The 18,389-nt window shown below is 46.1% G+C and carries 13 protein-coding genes; 9 read left to right on the top strand and 4 right to left on the bottom strand.

All coding sequences use genetic code 11. The features are described from left to right. The first annotated feature begins 7 nt into the window (after positions 1-7). The 3 genes from FDP09_RS11095 (at position 8) to FDP09_RS11105 (ending at position 3,283) form a co-directional block, all read left to right on the top strand. Positions 8-766 carry a biotin--[acetyl-CoA-carboxylase] ligase gene (locus FDP09_RS11095; RefSeq protein WP_137402734.1) on the top strand — a complete coding sequence of 253 codons (759 nt, stop codon included), beginning with the start codon at positions 8-10 and terminating at the stop codon, positions 764-766. A gap of 76 nt (positions 767-842) precedes the next feature. After that, a complete protein-coding gene (gene ahcY, locus FDP09_RS11100) occupies positions 843-2,159 on the top strand; it encodes an adenosylhomocysteinase (protein ID WP_137402735.1) in 1,317 nt (438 codons plus the stop codon). Between the two features lie 251 nt (positions 2,160-2,410). Further along, the gene (locus tag FDP09_RS11105; RefSeq protein ID WP_137402736.1) at positions 2,411-3,283 is read left to right on the top strand and encodes an SDR family oxidoreductase; all 873 of its coding nucleotides are present in this window, start codon (positions 2,411-2,413) and stop codon (positions 3,281-3,283) included. Between the two features lie 424 nt (positions 3,284-3,707). On the opposite strand, the gene FDP09_RS11110 is transcribed toward FDP09_RS11105, so the two are convergent. Then, positions 3,708-4,238 (bottom strand): hypothetical protein, encoded by a 531-nt coding sequence (locus tag FDP09_RS11110; protein ID WP_137402737.1) that lies wholly within the window; start codon positions 4,236-4,238, stop codon positions 3,708-3,710. Between the two features lie 89 nt (positions 4,239-4,327). After that, positions 4,328-4,543: a CPXCG motif-containing cysteine-rich protein gene (locus tag FDP09_RS11115; protein WP_229683271.1), complete on the bottom strand. Its 216-nt coding sequence runs from the start codon at positions 4,541-4,543 to the stop codon at positions 4,328-4,330. A gap of 148 nt (positions 4,544-4,691) precedes the next feature. Between FDP09_RS11115 and FDP09_RS11120 the strand changes: the two genes are divergently transcribed. From FDP09_RS11120 to FDP09_RS11140, 5 genes are all read left to right on the top strand, one after another. After that, positions 4,692-5,078 carry an HYC_CC_PP family protein gene (locus FDP09_RS11120; RefSeq protein WP_137402738.1) on the top strand — a complete coding sequence of 129 codons (387 nt, stop codon included), beginning with the start codon at positions 4,692-4,694 and terminating at the stop codon, positions 5,076-5,078. Between the two features lie 117 nt (positions 5,079-5,195). Beyond that, a complete protein-coding gene (locus FDP09_RS11125) occupies positions 5,196-8,981 on the top strand; it encodes an efflux RND transporter permease subunit (RefSeq protein ID WP_137402739.1) in 3,786 nt (1,261 codons plus the stop codon). A gap of 5 nt (positions 8,982-8,986) precedes the next feature. Continuing rightward, a complete protein-coding gene (locus tag FDP09_RS11130; RefSeq protein WP_137402740.1) occupies positions 8,987-10,315 on the top strand; it encodes a TolC family protein in 1,329 nt (442 codons plus the stop codon). Positions 10,316-10,320: 5 nt separating this feature from the next. Continuing rightward, positions 10,321-12,015 carry an efflux RND transporter periplasmic adaptor subunit gene (locus tag FDP09_RS11135; RefSeq protein WP_187328842.1) on the top strand — a complete coding sequence of 565 codons (1,695 nt, stop codon included), beginning with the start codon at positions 10,321-10,323 and terminating at the stop codon, positions 12,013-12,015. 63 nt (positions 12,016-12,078) lie between these two features. Beyond that, entirely contained in the window at positions 12,079-12,624 is a 546-nt protein-coding gene (locus FDP09_RS11140) for a DUF3347 domain-containing protein (RefSeq protein WP_137402742.1), read from the top strand. A gap of 358 nt (positions 12,625-12,982) precedes the next feature. Here FDP09_RS11140 and FDP09_RS11145 read toward each other — a convergent pair whose 3' ends face one another. Next, entirely contained in the window at positions 12,983-13,249 is a 267-nt protein-coding gene (locus FDP09_RS11145) for a hypothetical protein (protein ID WP_137402743.1), read from the bottom strand. Positions 13,250-14,344: 1,095 nt separating this feature from the next. On the opposite strand from FDP09_RS11145, the gene FDP09_RS11150 reads away from it, so the two are divergent. Beyond that, the gene (locus FDP09_RS11150) at positions 14,345-16,345 is read left to right on the top strand and encodes a heavy metal translocating P-type ATPase (protein WP_137402744.1); all 2,001 of its coding nucleotides are present in this window, start codon (positions 14,345-14,347) and stop codon (positions 16,343-16,345) included. Here the strand turns inward: FDP09_RS11150 and FDP09_RS11155 are convergent, their stop codons facing one another. Next, entirely contained in the window at positions 16,346-17,641 is a 1,296-nt protein-coding gene (locus tag FDP09_RS11155) for an acetyl-CoA hydrolase/transferase family protein (protein ID WP_137402745.1), read from the bottom strand. It abuts the gene before it with no gap. Positions 17,642-18,389: the final 748 nt, after the last annotated feature.

Consider the following 18,389-nt stretch of genomic DNA (forward strand, 5'->3'; position numbering starts at 1 on the left):
TTATTTTATGCATAAAATCCTTGCCAATACTGTTTTTCTCGGGAAAGATATCATTTACATGACAGAGTGTCACTCTACCAATGAAATTGCCTTGGCCAAAATCAAAGATGGAAGCGTAAAGGAAGGTAGCATTATCCTTACCGATAAGCAAACAAGAGGCAAGGGGCAGCGGGGAAACAGGTGGTATAGTGAGCCCGGAATGAACCTTACTTTTTCACTAGTGTTGGCGCCCGTTTTTATCTCGCCACAGGATCAGTTTGATCTGAACAGGATGGTTTCAAAGGCGGTAAAAGATGCTCTGAAATTGTATGCAGAAGGGGTTATGGTGAAATGGCCCAACGACATCGTTCATGAGACACAAGGTAAACTTGGAGGAATATTGATAGAAAATAGCCTGACGCAATCGCGTATTGAGACATCGGTAGTAGGGATCGGTCTAAACCTTAACCAAGTGGACTTTGCATTTCCTGGCCCCACCTCCTTGGCCGTTTTGTCAGGTAGTCAGGTGGATAAATGGGATGTGCTGAATGATATCCTCATCGAAATCGAAAAACGCTATATTCAAGTAAAGAAAGGGAAGACGGATAAACTGAGAGAAGCGTATTGGCAGGACCTCTATCGCCGTGAAGAATGGGCCGCTTATGAAGATGACAGCGGGACTTTTGAAGGCATGGTTACCGGAATTACGGAAGAGGGTAGGTTGGTCATCCAGAAAAAGGGCGGAAAAGTAAACCAATATGCATTTAAGGAGGTTAAATTTCTGTGAACGAGGTAATATTTCATAATGTCTTCAGGATTGAGTAAATTTGTAAGCTGAAAATTTTGATAAAAATCATAACTACATGTCAGAAACTAAATCAAAGTACGTCAAGTATAAAGTAAAAGATATTTCTTTGGCCGATTGGGGGCGCAAGGAAATCAGATTGGCTGAAGCAGAGATGCCGGGTTTGATGGCATTAAGGGCCGAGTATGGAGCAGCCAAGCCGCTACAAGGTGCCAGAATAGCAGGTTGTCTCCACATGACCATCCAGACTGCCGTGTTGATCGAGACATTGGTGGAGCTTGGGGCTGAGGTGACTTGGTCTTCTTGTAATATCTTTTCCACGCAGGATCATGCTGCCGCGGCCATTGCTGCTGCTGGCATCCCGGTTTATGCTTGGAAAGGAATGAATGAGGAAGAGTTTGACTGGTGTATTGAACAAACCTTGTTTTTTGGTGAAGATAAGGAGCCTTTGAACATGATCTTGGATGATGGAGGGGATTTGACCAATATGGTATTGGACAAATACCCTGAATTGGTACAAGGAATCAAAGGCGTGTCTGAAGAAACCACCACTGGTGTGCATAGGCTTTACGAACGGATGAAAAATGGTACCCTACCAATGCCGGCCATCAACGTCAACGATTCGGTGACCAAGTCAAAATTTGATAACAAATACGGCTGTAAGGAATCTTTGGTAGATGCCATCAGAAGAGCTACTGATGTAATGCTTGCAGGTAAAGTGGCCGTGGTAGCAGGATATGGGGATGTCGGAAAAGGTTCTGCCGCTTCCTTGAGAGGTGCTGGTGCCCGGGTGATCGTGACCGAAATCGATCCTATCTGTGCCCTTCAAGCCTCCATGGATGGTTTTGAAGTTAAGAAAATGATCAATGCAGCTGCTGAAGCAGATATCGTGGTGACCGCTACTGGAAATAAGGATATCATCACTGGCGAGCATTTCAAAGTGATGAAAGATAAAACCATCGTTTGTAATATTGGACATTTTGACAATGAAATCGACGTGGCTTGGTTAAACGAAAACTTCGGTGACACCAAAGATGAAATCAAGCCTCAGGTGGACCTGTATAATGTCAATGGCCATGACATCATCCTGTTGGCAGAAGGAAGATTGGTGAACTTGGGCTGTGCCACTGGACACCCTTCTTTTGTAATGTCCAATTCATTTACCAATCAGACCTTGGCCCAAATGGAGCTTTGGAATAACACAGATCAGTACGAAAACAAAGTGTATGTCCTCCCTAAGCACCTTGACGAAAAGGTAGCTGCATTGCATTTAGGCAAACTAAGTGTAGAGCTGGAAGAGCTTACTGAAGATCAAGCCAAATACATTGGCGTGGAAGTAGCCGGGCCATTCAAGCCTGATTATTACAGGTATTGATCTGATAAATACATAAACGTTAAAAAAAAGCCACTTTCGAGTGGCTTTTTTAATGTAGTACGGATTCTTTTTCTTGGGGTAAGATTGATGGGCCCCTCCGGTAACGACCGGGACTGGATATCCTGAGGATGGAGCCAAAGAAAAGTTTGGCAATAAACCGAAAGAGGTAACCCTAAGTTTGAGTGAGCAATTGATCAGAATGAACCTACAATTTTTTATATTGAGCCTATCACTGCTAAAATCAAAACGCCATGTCATATCTAAATGGAATGCTCAAGCCTGATGCCCTGGAAGGAAAAAATATCCTGATCACGGGTGGCGGTACTGGACTAGGAAAGTCCATGGGGAAGTATTTTCTGGAACTTGGTGCCAATCTGATCATTGCCAGCAGAAAGCTGGAGGTGCTCCGGATGACCGCCAAGGAACTGGAATCAGAAGTCAAAAGGGGAAGCGTATTACCGCTGGCCTGTGATCTACGAGAAGTGGATCAGGTAGAAGCGATGTTTGAAAGTGCCGTGGAAAAACTGGGACACATCGACGTGGTAGTAAACAATGCCGCAGGGAACTTTATCAGTCCTACCGAACGGCTTTCAGCAAATGCCTTTCAAACGGTCATCGACATTGTGCTAAAAGGCACCGTGAACATGACCATGACAGCCGGTAAGCATTGGATCGAAACGCGACAGCCTGGGACATTTTTGAATATTGTGACCACATATGCCTGGACAGGATCTGGATATGTGGTGCCCAGTGCGACAGCCAAGGCTGGTGTACTTGCGATGACCCGTTCGCTGGCAGTGGAATGGGCCAAGTATCGCCTCCGCTTCAATGCGATTGCACCGGGGCCCTTTCCCACAGAAGGAGCTTGGAGCCGCTTGTTGCCAGGGGAGTTGGCAGATGAATTTGATCCTGCTAAAAGGATTCCACTGAAAAGGGTCGGGGAGCACCAAGAGCTGGCCAATTTAGCAGCTTATTTGGTGTCCGATTTTTCTGCATATGTGAATGGAGAGGTGATCACTATTGATGGTGGTGAGTGGTTAAACGGAGCAGGACAGTTCAGCCACCTGGATCAGATACCAGAAAAGCTATGGGACCAAATGGAGGCCATGCGTAAAAAGAAGTAATAAGCTCAGTTCGATTATAAAATCGCCACTGCGAGGCTTAGAGGGAGATATGAGGGGTGGAAGCCGTGGCAGTCTCAGTATTTCGGGATTGCCACACCCTTTTCCAACCCACATCCTCCTTAAAAGGGTTTGCAATGACGATTTTAATACAAAAATTAAGTCGAGCTCAGGTTAATAGATAAGCTAATACATATTCTTTCTAACTTCGGAAGGCTTTTGTACAGCGGGATTTGATATGGCTAGAGGAAGGTGTTGAATTTGGCTTTTAGCCTGAGTGAGGGCAATGTTTTTGACACATTCCCCAAGGATATGCCTCGGGTAAATTGATTACCGAATTTTCCCTATTGTGCTCTATGTGTCTATGAGGATTATCAAATAAGTAGGCTATTTTACTCTTTTTGATGTCTTGGGATCCGGGTTAAATTTACTCGGAGGATTTGCTGGCTATAAACTCCTTGGAGCTGTCAAAGTGAAGACCCAATGTGTAATCCCAAGTGGGAAGGTAGTTGTGGATGTTTTTGGGATCAAGACCTGAGGTTTCGATAAAATACCAGTTTCCGGTAGCGTCATCCGAAACTGCGATTAAGGTGGTCTGGCTTACGATTTCACCTTTTGGAACGTGGGTTTTGTACACTACCGGAACCAATGCATGTATCTCGCCAGCTGTATGAGTGGTTTTGATCGGTTTGCCCACTTCGAAGCTTATTATTTTCATTCCCCTAATCTTCAAAAGGTCGTAAGCGTCAGCAAGGGCTTTTTTAACGCCTTCTTTCCCGCCGGATTTTTCCATTACCACGGGATAGGTGTACTTGATCAGTGTTTCAAAATCCTCCTCCATATTAGCTTGAGCGAACTCTTTTGCAGCCTTCTGGATGCCACTGGCGGGATGCTGTTGGGCAAATACAATAGCAGAAAAACAAATAAATACGACAGCGAGGGTTAAGGTTCTGATCATAAATGTTTTAGCTTAGGTAAGACAAATGTATGATCAGATTTTTAAAAATGCAATATTGTTAAAAAATAGTTGGTTTTTGTCCTAATAATTTACTGTTCTACAGGGGATGCTGAAAAGTTGGTTAAATTTTCGCCTTCTGTTTCAAAATGCACCTCTATTGGTTGGCAACATACCTCGCAGTCCTCGATGTACTGCTGAGGGCTGACACTGAGGTCTAGGATCATCGAAATGGAAGCAAGACAATGCGGGCAGGTAAAATGGTGTTCTATCGTCAGCATGGTAATGGCCAGTGTGTTGAATTGCAAGTTTGCACCTTATAAACTCGTTAGGAAATTCAGCATTATTTGCTGCTAAAGAAGGTCAGTACTGTTTGGTATGTTTAAAATTTACAAAAATTATATAACTTTATAGCAACAGGGATATTTATCTTTGTGGTAAGCTTATAAAGCAATTATGCGAAAACTTGTCCAAATAGTGCTGTTGATAATTTATTTCTGCTTCAATGCGGGGATGAGTTATTCCATGCATTATTGTGGAGAAGAGCTGGCGCATATCAATCTTTTTGCAGCGGATAAGAACTGTTGTCCTGGAGGAGAGGAGATGCCTGGGTGCTGTGACGATGTGCCCAAGACAGACCTTCAGAATGCTGACCAGAATCTGGCAAGACTCATGGATGTGTATTTTTACAACACCTCTTTGTTGCCGCTACCTGACCTGATGTCAGAGATTTTGGTGTGTTTGGCCCAGCAAACTGAAAAATATCCCACCCTCCGCCTCCAGAGTGAAGCGCCACCGTCGCTGGTTCCCATACATATTAAGCATCAAACTTTTTTGATTTAACCATTTTTATGGGCGATTTACAGGCCCATGATTCAGAGGTGTAGCGTATCCACTGCCTGTCCTATGATACGCTGCATATTTTATTCTAATTTTCTTTTAGCATTTAAGTTATGCGTTATGCTCAATGCTGTTATTAAATTCTTTCTGGAGAATAAGCTGGTTACCGTACTCATGTTGGTGGTTTTGGTAGCTTGGGGATTGGTTGTGGTCCCCTTTCAGTGGGAGACATCCTTCCTTCCCAGTGACCCGGTGCCGGTGGATGCCATTCCGGATCTGGGAGAAAACCAACAAATCGTATTTACCGAGTGGATGGGGCAATCACCACAAGATATAGAAGATCAGGTCACTTATCCATTGACGACTTCATTACTTGGTTTGCCAGGAGTTAAATCCATCCGGTCCACTTCAATGTTTGGGTTGTCCAGTATCTACATCATTTTTGATGATGATATTGAATACTACTGGAGCCGTTCCCGGATATTGGAAAAGTTAAATTCTCTATCTTCCAATTTGTTGCCAAGTGGTGTACAGCCAAAGCTTGGGCCTGATGCGACGGCTTTGGGGCAGGTGTATTGGTACACGCTGGAAGGGCGGGATCAAGAAGGCAAACCTGCTGGCGGCTGGGATTTGCACGAACTAAGGTCCATCCAGGATTATTATGTGCGTTACGGATTGGCCGGTGTGGAAGGGGTAGCCGAGGTGGCTTCTGTGGGCGGTATGGAAAAGGAATACCAAGTCGATTTGGACCCTGAGGCCATGAAAGTCCACGGGGTCTCGATGATGGAGGTGCGGGAGGCACTCCAATCGACCAATCAAGCCATTGGAGCCAATACCTTAGAAATCAACCAAGTCGAATATTATGTGCGGGCACTCGGTTTTGTAGAAAACGTTCAGCAGATAGAAGAGACGGTGGTAAAAGCCACCGATAATGTGCCCCTCCGTATCAAAGACCTTGCAAAGGTAAGCATCGGTCCTGCAGATCGGGCGATGAAGGGAATCCTGGACAAGAGTGGGGCAGAGGCAGTGGGAGGAGTAGTGGTCGCCAGATATGGCGATAATCCGATGGAGGTCATCAAGAGTGTCAAAGCTAAAATTGAGGCCATTAGTGCAGGATTGCCTGAGAAAGAACTAGCGGACGGGAGGATTTCGAAAGTAACCATTGTGCCTTTTTATGATAGGTCTAACCTTATTCTGGAGACGTTGGCCACGCTAAATGATGCTATTTTCCTGCAGATTTTGATGACCATAGTAGTGGTCATGGTGATGGTGTATAATTTGCGGGCTTCGATGTTGATTTCAGCCATTTTGCCCTTGGCGGTGCTTACCTGTTTTATCTTCATGAGATATACTGGTGTGGATGCCAATATTGTCGCCCTTTCGGGAATTGCCATTGCCATAGGTACCATGGTGGATCTTGGGATCATCCTCAACGAAAACATCCTTCGGCACATGGAGGAGGATACAGGAGATGAATCCTTGTTGAGTACTGTTTATCATGCCACGAAGGAAGTGGCCACGGCCATACTGACAGCAGTTGCCACCACGATCGTTAGCTTTTTACCGGTTTTTACTTTGCAAGCAGCTGAAGGAAAGCTTTTTGGACCGCTGGCATATACCAAAACCTTTGCCTTGATTTCAGCCTTGCTGTTCACCCTTTTGGTCATGCCGGCATTTGCCCATTGGGTATTTGGTTTTAAGGCAAAAGGGCACTTCTGGAAAAAATGGGGCAACATGGCTTTGGTGGTATTGGGTGGGGCAGGCCTGTTCTGGTTGCCACTGGCAGGAATGGTTTTGATGGGTGTCGGTATCAATAACCTTTTGTTTTTTTATAAACCCGAATACTACGAAAAGTACCATACGCCCGTATTGATAGCGATCGCAGTACTAGCCGTGTCGTGGATGCTTGCTACTGCTTGGGCACCATTGGGAGCAAGTGTCGCCCGTTTTACGAATTTCCTTTTTGTTCTACTTATAGTGGGGATTATCTTGGGGATATTCAGTTTGTTTATTCGGTATTACGAGTGTCTCTTGGACTGGTGCCTCGCCCATAAAGGTAAGTTCCTGCTATTGCCTGCACTGATGATTTTTGTTGGACTCAATAGTTGGATAGGTTTTTCAGGACTGTTTGGCTGGGTGGCTGATGGATTTGACCGGATTGGGTGGAATATCCGTACTACAGCAGTATACAGCAGTTTGGTGCATACATTCCCCAGTATGGGCGAAGAGTTTATGCCGGCACTGGATGAAGGGTCGTTTTTGCTAATGCCCACATCCATGCCCCATTCTGGTGTGGAAGCCAATAAAAAAATCCTACAGCAGTTGGATATGTTAGTAACCGGTATTCCAGAAGTTTCTTCTGTAGTAGGAAAGGCGGGCAGGGCAGAGACGCCGTTGGATCCCGCTCCCATGTCCATGTTTGAGAATGTGATCCTCTACAAGCCGGAATTTAAGGTAGATGAAAATGGCCGAAAACGTAGGTTTGCCGTGAATGAAAGTGGTGAATTTCTTAAAGATGAGAAAGGACAATTGGTCCCTGATGACAAAGGGGAGTATTACAGGCAATGGAGGGATCATATCAAAAGTCCTGATGATATCTGGAGCGAAATTGCCAAAGCGACCAACCTCCCTGGCGTCACGTCAGCACCTAAGCTACAGCCCATCGAAACCCGTCTGCTGATGCTTCAAACCGGTATGCGGGCTCCCATTGGCTTAAAAGTGTACGGACCTGACCTGGAGACGATCGCTGACTTCAGTGTCCAGCTCGAAAAATACCTCAAGGAAGTGTCGGGTGTCAAGCCAGCAGCTGTTTTTGCTGACCGTTCATTGGGCAAGCCATATTTGGAAATTGACCTCGACAGGCAGGCCATAGCACGGTATGGGCTACAAGTGAAAGATGTGCAGGAAACCATTTCGGCAGCATTGGGAGGCGTGAAATTGACCACCACGGTGGAAGGAAGGGAGCGCTATGCCATCCGCGCCAGGTATGCACGGGATTTTAGGCAAAGCCCAGAAGCGATCGAAAACTTGCTGGTCAGTGCTTCTTCGGGCGCTCAGGTTCCTTTGGGGGAAATGGCCAGCATCCAATACAGGCAAGGGCCGATGATGATCCGTAGTGAAGATTCATTTTTGGTGGGCTATGTATTATTGGATAAGCAACCGAATGTAGCAGAGGTTACTGTGGTGGAAAATGCCCAAGATTACCTTCAGGGAAAGATTGATAATGGGGAATTGAAAGTCCCCGGCGGGGTGAGCTATCAGTTTTCAGGATCTTATGAAAATCAAGTCAGGGCTGAAGAAAGGCTGTCTATCGTGATTCCGTTGTGTCTGATGGTGATCTTTTTGATCCTTTATTTTCAGTTTAGGTCGGTGCCGGTCACGCTGTTTATATTCTCGGCCATTTCCATGGCTTTTGCAGGGGCTTTTATCATGCTTTGGTTATATGCGCAGCCGTGGTTTATGGATGTTGAGGTGATGGGCAATTCCATGCGGTCGCTCTTCCAAATGAAAACATATAACCTGAGTGTGGCGGTTTGGGTAGGGTTTATTGCCTTATTCGGTATTGCTACGGATGATGGCGTGGTGATGGCCACTTACCTGAAACAGCAATTTGCGGCCAACCGGACGAAAACAGTTCAGGAGGTTAGGCATGCGGTGAAAGAAGCTGGGATAAGAAGGATAAGGCCCTGCCTGATGACTTCCGCAACTACCTTGCTTGCACTTTTGCCGGTATTGACCTCTAGCGGGAGAGGTTCGGACATCATGATTCCGATGGCCATTCCTTCTTTTGGTGGGATGGCGGTGGCTTTGGTCTCACTATTTGTTGTTCCAGTTTTGTACAGCTGGTGGGAAGAGAGAAAGTTGGTTCAAAACAGTACAATTCAGCATGATAATCCGGTGAAATAAATCATATGAAAAGGGTAAAGAAAAAAAGTTTCGATAGGATCATCATCAGTAAATTACCTGTTGTGATCATGATGTCAGCCATGATAGGTTTGTCATCTTTGGCCCATGGCCAAAATTTAACGGACTATTTACAAATAGCAGCAGAAAACCATCCGGGAATCCAGGCAGCATATAGCCGATATACGGCTAGTTTGGAGCGAATTCCCCAAGTGGGGAGTTTGCCGGATCCTGAATTGAGTTTTGGTATTTACTTAAAGGACATGGCTACGCTGATGGGTGACCAAAAACTCAATGCCTCCTTGATGCAGCGGTTTCCTTGGTTTGGTACGCTCCAAGTTGGAAAGGATGAGGCCAGTTTAATGGCCAAAGCCAATTTTCAGGAATTTGAAGCGGAAAAACATGCGTTGTTTTATGAAGTAAAAACAGGCTATTATCAGCTCTATTTACTTCACCATCACGAGATGGTCGCCAATAAGAACCTCCAGCTGCTGCAGCGAATGGAAGAATTGGCGCTGAACAAGTTTAAAGGAGGTACTCCGGGCAAGGCTGGGAAAATGACTGATGTGCTCCGCATACAAAGTGAGCTAAAAGCATTGGAAGCGCGTATTGCAGAGTTGGAGGACGCTCATGCGGTGGCCCAGGTGCAGTTTAACCTATTGCTGAACAGGCCTAAAGATACGCCGATCCATATGGACGCTTCTTTTTGGGAAGAGGAGTTATTGCTGGATAAGGAGGTGGTGTTGGACAGTATTTTGGCGGCAAACCCCCAAGTAAAGAAGCTGGAATGGGAGGGGCAGGCCTACCAGAAAAAGGGAGAAGCGGCTAAGCTAAAGGGGCTTCCCAGTTTTGGAGTGGGAATCAACTACATGATCAACAGCCCACGTCAGCCCGAAGGAGCCATAGAGAGCCCGATGGGCTATACTCCAGGAGGAATGGGCCACAATATGATCATGCCGATGGTTTCGGTTTCGGTACCGATTTTTCGTGGAAAATATAAAAGTGCACGGCAAGAGTCGGCCTATTACCGGCAAGCTTCAGCTCTGGCTAAGGAAAATTTGGACAATAGGCTGAAATCTTCGTGGGAAGAACAATATCGGCTGATCCGGGAAGCAAAAAGGAATGTGAAGCTATATGAGGAGCAAGTAATGCTGCTTCAAAGAACACTGGATCTGATGATTGCGGATTATAGTAGTGCTGCGGGGAATTTTGAAGAACTGCTCACTGTCCAGCGGCAACTGTTGGATTTTGAAATGAAAACAGCAGAGGAAACATTTAAGAAGCTCCAGGCTTTTGCACAATTAGAATCATTAATGGCCAAAGGAATATCACTATGAAATTTATGAGAGCAAGAAAACAACTTATATTTATTGTCCTTGGTGCCTTTGTGTCTGGCGGGATTATTGGCTGGGCACTGTCATCAAATGAGCCAAAAGCGGAAGAACCCAGAGGACATGATCATAGTGGAGAAACGATTTACACCTGCTCAATGCATCCGCAGATCAAGCAGGAGGAACCAGGGAGCTGTCCTATCTGCGGAATGGATTTGGTACCACTTTCTTCGGTTTCCGATACTGAGAGCGCGAATCCTTATGTGATGACCATGACCCCTGAAGCGGTGGCCTTGGCCAATATTGCGACTTCTACCGTGAAGACAGGAGGAGCGGCAGGAGATGGGGTGTCACTCAGTGGAGCCATAGAAGCAGATGAACGGAAGGTGACGACCGTTTCTGCCAATTTTGGTGGTCGAGTGGATGCGTTGTTCGTGGCTTTTACAGGCCAGGAAGTGAAGCAAGGCCAGCGATTGGCCCGTATTTACTCCCCGGACCTGATCACTGCCCATCGAGAGCTGGTGGAAGCAAAAAAGGCAAAGGAAATCAGTCCGAAGCTCTATGAGGCCGCAAAGCAAAAGCTGAAGCAATGGCAATTGACAGATGCCCAAATCACTGCGATGGAGCAAGAGGATGATTATCAGCCTCATTTTGATATTTATGCCACGACTGCTGGGGTGGTGACCGAAAGGAAAGTAGCATCCGGGGATTATGTGAGTCGCGGGCAGGTGCTTTTTGAAATCACCAACTTGAGCAAAGTGTGGGTCATGCTCGACGCTTATGAACAAAATGTGGGCAAGATCGATACCGGTGATGAGATCAAGTTTACCGTAAATGCGTTGCCGAGCGAAGAATTTACCGCCACGGTAACCTTTATCGATCCGGTCATTTCGCAGGACAGCAGAAGCGCAAAGGTAAGGGCAGAAGTGCGCAATACGGCGGGGAAGCTCAAACCCGGTATGTTTGTCACGGCGACTGTCGCAGCGGACCGGCAAACAAAGGCGGGGATGCTTGTGCCAAGGTCCTCGATCCTGTGGACAGGAAAACGCTCTGTGGTCTATCGGCAGGTCGGTGATGAGGAGAAGCCTGCTTTCGAGATGGTGCAAGTGGACCTTGGATCGACTGTTGGGGATATGCAAGAGGTGCTGTCAGGACTTTCAGAGGGAGATCGTGTGGTGAGCAATGGGGTGTTTGCAGTGGACGGGGCGGCACAGCTGAGCGGCAAATACAGTATGATGTCACATCCTGAGAAACAGCAGATTACGGTTTCTTCGCATTTTAGAGCAGTGATAGACGAGGTAGTGGCCACTTATCTAAAGGTCAAAAACCACCTCGTGGAAGATCAATCAGCAAAAGTTTCAGCAGGCGATTTGTTTAAGCAAATGGAAGCAGCAGAGACAGTTCTTGAGGGGACGGCATCCAAGACTTGGGAAAAAAGCAGGCGATCTTTAATGGAGGTCTCCTCTTCGATCAACCAAACTACCGATATTCAAGAGCAACGGGATCTGTTCATTCGTCTTTCCAATGAAATGATCAATTTGCTGGATGTATTTGGGACACCGGGAGATTTGCTCTATAAAAATTATTGTCCTATGGCCCAAAGTGATCAAGGGGCTTATTGGCTCAGTGAATTTAAAGAAATCAAAAACCCCTACTTCGGAGGCGCTATGCTTTCTTGCGGGGAAATAAAAGGGAAATATGAATAGCTGATAGTGATTCTGTTTTCATAGAATAAGCATTATTAATTAAACAACGTAGAAAGAACCATTATGAAAAAGTTTAGAGTAGTAGGTACATCACTGATGCTGGCCATGATTTTGGCAGCCAGCTGCAATTCGAAAAAGCAGGAAGGAACCCATGAGCATGACCATGCCATGGAAACTTCTGAACAAGCCTCGAAGTCAGTAGAAAGTGGAGCGATATTGGCATTTAAGGATGACGAAAGTGCCAAGGTTTTCCATCATTATCTTACCGTAAAAAATGCGTTGGTAGAAGGAGATGCCGCTGCTGCTAGCGAAGGTGCCAAGAAGTTATTGGCCGTAGATGGATTCCAAGGGCAGGAAGCGGCCAAGAAGATAGAAGCAGCTTCGGATATTGCCGTTCAGCGAGATGCTTTTGTGGCTTTAAGCGCATCAGTAGAGCAGTTGGTGGCTTCACAAGTGTCCTCGGGAGCCGTGTATAAACAGTATTGCCCTATGGCCTTTGAAGGAAAAGGAGGGTATTGGCTGTCCGATCAGGAAGCGATCAGGAACCCCTACTATGGGGATAAAATGCTGACTTGCGGTCGCGTGGACAAAGTAATGGGAGAGCTTTAAGCTCCCAGGCGAATCGCTTTTAACCCCATGAATTTATTTAATTCTGGCAAAAAGAGTCAGGCCGAGCGGAGTCGAGGGCAAACGTCTAGCCTTCGACTTTACCTGGAGGATAGACAGGTCCGCTCAGGCTGACATCGCTTTATTAATAGTTTAAAAGCGATTTCCCTGTTTAAGCTCCCTTTTTTTCTTAAGCTCGGCTTATGCATCGTAGCACCGCTACGGTTACAGTGAAAACTAAAGCGAAGGGGCTGATTTTATAGCAATTTCAGGTCGCAACAGATAGGCTGATGCATATTCCGGATTTAATGCCGTTTAGTTAAGGCCATTTCCCTGTTTTCACCTGCTAGGAGTTTCTTTTCTATTTGACTTTAACTGTATGGCTTTGGCCATTTTGGTGGATTTTATCCTTTTCCTTTTTTCCATTGATGAAAAAAGAAAGAAAAAAATCCAGGCCGGTGGTCTGCCCTTTAAAATGGGACATGGATTTCCCCCGCGACGTGGATCCGTCACCCATTTTAATTTCCACCCGATGGCTACGGCCTAAAAGCGAGTGGGTCTCGCTGTTCCACGACGCGAGCCAACTCACTTTCTTAACGGCCTCCACCATCGGCTGGAAAACAGGCATACCAAGGGCCGGAATAAGGAAGCGATACCTTTTTTGGCTCAGGGGGGCTTATAGTTCCGGCTCAACTTGGTTACTTAAGAAAATATACCACTACATGGAATAATGATGATAATGTATTCATAAGAAACTTATTAATCGGATCCGCCATGCAGGTATTGGGCGTTAAGAAATTAAAATGCGGGCGGGCAAAAAGGCAGGCTTGTTTGACGAAATACTAGCCAAAAAGAATGTTGGCGGCTAAAGAAGGTTTACTTGGCTTTAGACAGGAGGAGTTTGCCTGCATGAGGGGAGGTTTTAATTTTAGGCCAATAGCTGCACAGCGGCGGGGTTTTTTGGCCACTTTGTGTGTCCTGAAGTTCGGGAAACCGGACATGCTATCCAACTGATGTCGAATAGGGCGTTACAACCCTTGGCACGACGACTGGGACTGGATCAGGCAGACCAGTCAAATTCCCCTGATGGTGCTGCGCTTTCAAGGCTGTGGTACTGAGCGATCAGAAGGAATGCGTTTCGAAAAGCTGAACGAAAGTGAACCGTTCGATGAAGTGTCGTGAAAAATACTTCCTGTCAAAACCGGGGGCTAGAGTAACTTCCGGGACAAAATAGGCAGCGCAGACTGAGAGTTGGCCTATTGGCAGGCGGCATTAAGGCGGCAGGAGTTCGAAACAGGCGGTTGGATGGAACAGGAGAACCATCCCCTTTGATAGGGATGGGGCGGATCAGTCCGTAGTAGTGTTGAAAGCTCTGGAAACGGAGAAAGAGCGAAGGGACTGAGGCAATCGGTTTTGAATGGTTCCACAACCTAAAAAATTAGGGAAGATGGAGTTGTTTGAAACAAAATCTGGAACATCAGATTTGATTGCCAAGAGCCGTATGACGGGAGACTGTCACGTACGGTTCTGAGAGAGGCTTGGGCATAGTGCCCAGGCCTACTCGACTTTGAACTGAAGCAAAAAAGTAACAAAGGTAAAGGGATGAAAACCACCTAGGGATTTAGCTAGAAAAATAACTGCCCAAGGAAAAAATATAGAACCCATATTTTCCAGATACACACTAACTAAGCGGCATTGATTCCGGATTAAACATCAACTGACCATGGAACATCAAGACCATAATTCTAATAAACAAGAGGAACATCATGATCATGGAGGCCATCACGGGCATATGCTCCAGGATTTTAAAAGGAGGTTCTGGGTATCGATGATTCTAACCGTGCCTGTGCTGCTTCTTTCGAAGATGATACAGGAGTGGGTTGGAATGGAGATTTCATTCTCTGGTGATAAATATGTGCTTTTTGGCTTGGCATCAACGATATATTTTTATGGAGGATGGCCATTTTTAAAAGGGCTAAAGGAAGAAGTTCACCAAAGGAAGCCCGCCATGATGACCTTGATTGCTTTGGCGATTACGGTGGCTTATGGTTATAGCACCGCTGTTACTTTCGGCTTAGAGGGTAAAGGATTTTTTTGGGAGTTGGCCACCTTGATCGACTTGATGCTGCTGGGGCACTGGATAGAGATGAAGTCTGTGATGAATGCCTCGGGTGCATTGGACGAGCTGGCAAGGTTGATGCCTTCCACTGCGCATAAACTCACCGAAGGAGGAGACACCAAAGAAGTAAAAATAGCTGATCTAGAAGCTGGAGACCGTGTTTTGATAAAACCTGGGGAAAAGATCCCGGCAGATGGTAAGGTGACCGAGGGCAGTAGCCATGTGAATGAATCGATGCTTACCGGGGAATCCAAGCCTGTCAAAAAGCAAAAGGATGATGAGGTAGTGGGCGGTGCTATCAATGAGCAAGGCTCTTTACAGATAGAGGTAAAGAAAGTCGGGGAGGAAGCCTATTTGTCCCGCGTGATCGGTATGGTGAAGGCTGCACAGGAAACCAAATCAAAAACCCAAAATCTGGCAGATAAAGCTGCTGGCTGGTTATTTTACATCTCCTTGGGAGCAGGACTGATCACATTGGTGGTTTGGTTGGTGTTGGGTGAGGAGTTTGATTTTGCACTGGAGCGGATGGTTACCGTGATGATCATTGCCTGCCCACATGCGCTTGGATTGGCCATGCCGTTGGTGACCGCTATTTCCACTTCGTTAGCTGCCAAAAACGGCTTGTTGATCCGTAATAGGACGGCTTTTGAGCGGGCCAGAAAAGTGACCATGGTGATCTTTGATAAGACAGGGACATTGACTGCGGGTGATTTCGGGGTGAAGACCTATAAGAGTCTCTTGGAGGAGTTTACTGATGAGGATGTCCTCAGGCTCACGGCGGCAGTGGAGCAGAAGTCCGAGCACCCCATCGCCACTGGTATCATGAAAAAAGCGAAGGAAGAAGAACTGGATTTCTCTGAGGCCAATGATTACGAAAATATTACCGGAGAAGGAGTCAAGGCTTCTGTGGATGGGCGACAGGTGATGGTCGTGAGTCCGGGGTACCTAAAAAAACACAAGCTGGAAGTTTCCTCGGAAATCAAAGAGGAGGGCGTAGAAACCTTGGTGTTCTTGTTGGTAGACGATAGTGTGGCGGGCTACTTAAAATTAGCGGATGAAGTCCGGGATTCCTCCCAAACAGCCGTGTCCGCCTTACAAAAAGCAGGTATCAAGGTCCTCATGGCTACTGGTGACAATAAAGCCGCCGCCAAAGCCGTCAGTGCCGAACTTGGGCTAGACGGCTATCATGCGGAAGTATTGCCTGAGGATAAACAAACCATCATTAAGGAAGCCCAAGAAAAGGGCGAAGTCGTCGTGATGACCGGAGATGGGGTGAATGATGCACCGGCATTGGCACAAGCGGACATAGGCGTGGCCATAGGTTCGGGAACCGATGTGGCGGCGGAGACAGCTGATATTGTTTTGGTAAACAGTGACCCGACAGACCTTTCCGCTATGATCGCCTTTGGCAAGGCCACCTATCAGAAGATGATCCAAAACCTATTTTGGGCCACTGCCTATAATGCCATTGCCCTCCCGCTGGCTACAGGCTTTATTCCAAAACTGATGGTTAGCCCGGCCTTGGGAGCCGTCCTGATGAGCTTAAGCACCATAGTGGTAGCGGTCAATGCTCAATTGCTGAAGAAGAAACTCAAAGGGGACTGATCAAGAAGTGGGATGGTTTACTGACCCAAACCGATCAATGATGGATGCCTCTATGGCTTCCCGGTGTTCTGGTGCTGCGATATTCATCAGGGCGACGGCTCTTTGACGGAGGTTTTTGCCATATAGATAGGCTATGCCATATTCGGTAACGACATAGTGCATGTGTGCTCTCGTGGTGACCACACCGGCTCCTTGCCGGAGAAAGGGGACGATTTTGGAGGCTCCTTTCTTGGTAGTGGCCGACAGTGCCATGATGGGTTTTCCTCCTTCCGAGAGGGCAGCACCCCGCATGAAATCCATTTGGCCCCCGACCCCTGAATAATGATAGGTGCCAATAGAATCGGCACATACCTGACCGGTAAGGTCCATTTCTAGGCAGGAATTTATGGAGATTACTTTGGGGTTTCTTCTGATGACGGCGGTGTCATTTACATAAGCAGTTTCGTGAAATGATAAGATAGGATTATCATTGATGCGGTCATAGAGTGCTTTGTTGCCGACCGCAAAGGAGGTGACCACTTTGCCCGGATGTTTGGCTTTGTATTTATTGGTGAGCGCGCCACTGTCCATTAATCCCATGATGCCATTGGAAAACATCTCGGTATGTACGCCAAGGTCTTTATGATGGTGCAGTGCATCTAAAACAGCATCAGGAATAGCGCCAATTCCCATCTGCAGGGTAGAACCATCCTCAATGAGCTCGGCGATATGATTGCCTATTTTTAGTTCATTTTCTCCTATTTTGCTTGAGTAATCCACTTCAGGTAGCGGGTCATTGGATTCGACTACATGGTCAAATTTGCTTAGATGGACCATGCCATCGCCATGGGTTCGGGGCATATGTGGATTGATCTGGGCAATGACCACTTTTGCCATTTCTACGGCCGGTTTGGCTACATCCACAGAGGTGCCCAGCGTACAATAACCATGGATGTCGGGGGGCGAGACATTGACGATGGCCACATCAATGGGCAGGATATTTCTTCTGAATAAAATACCTATCTCGCTTAAAAAAATAGGAACATAACCACCATGGCTGGAGTTTACGGCGTTTCGCACATTGGCGGAGACAAAGAGGGAGTTAATATAAAAGCTCTTTTGGTAAGGATCTTCCGTTAAGGGCATCTCTCCTAGAGTGGTAATGGAAACTATTTCCACGTTTTTCAATTCTTGATGGCGTTGGGCAAGTGCATTGAGCAATGTGGATGGTGTGGCAGCACTTCCATGGACAAACACCCTGTCGTTGCTTTTGACTACTTTTACGGCTTCTTCTGCAGTGGAAAATGAAACATTCATATATGTTGGGATTTTGCTAAAAATAGATTTCTATTAAAGTTACTAATTGACATTTCTTTTACACAAGATTAATATAATAATATGTTTATTTTTTTGATTTTTATCATGTGAAAGGATGATGTTAAACATATTTTAATGTATATACATCAATCTTACTATTGTTGAAAACAACCTATACGTCTAAAGCCATTTTTATAGTGTGATCTACCTTTAAGATGGTTTACCAATCTCGTTTAGTTAGTGTGTGCCAAGGCAAACGCGTTTAGTGTTTTGAAGGGAAACAATTTTCGTGTAGGCATAGCTATCATCCATGCCGCTGGCACTCATTCGGGAGGTTCAGGTGAGCTTAAGTTCCTGCTGATTCATCCGCAGGTTACAAAATTTATCGTGCCGCTGGCACTTCGCCCCGATTTATACTTTGGGAACCGCAGTAGCCTATCTTAGGCAGATATAATTGCAAATAGGAACAATTTTTTTAAAATGCGATTGCTCTGTTCTGTAGTGTGTACCTTGAAACATTGGTAGTATTATTTTTCTTGCTAAATTCCAAGATAGTTTTCATCTCTTTACTTTTGTCACTTTTTTGCTTCAGGTCAAAAAAGTAACCCGAAAACCTCGCCGCTACGCCACGGCGCACAGGTGTGCATCTATTGGCCTAAAATTAAACTCGATTTATGCATGAGCTTATCCATTACGAGCTGACCCGCCGTGGACAAAATCAGCTGCTACACTTTAGTTTTCGATGTAA

Origin of the sequence: Echinicola rosea (genome assembly GCF_005281475.1) — a bacterium.
Classification (GTDB): domain Bacteria; phylum Bacteroidota; class Bacteroidia; order Cytophagales; family Cyclobacteriaceae; genus Echinicola; species Echinicola rosea.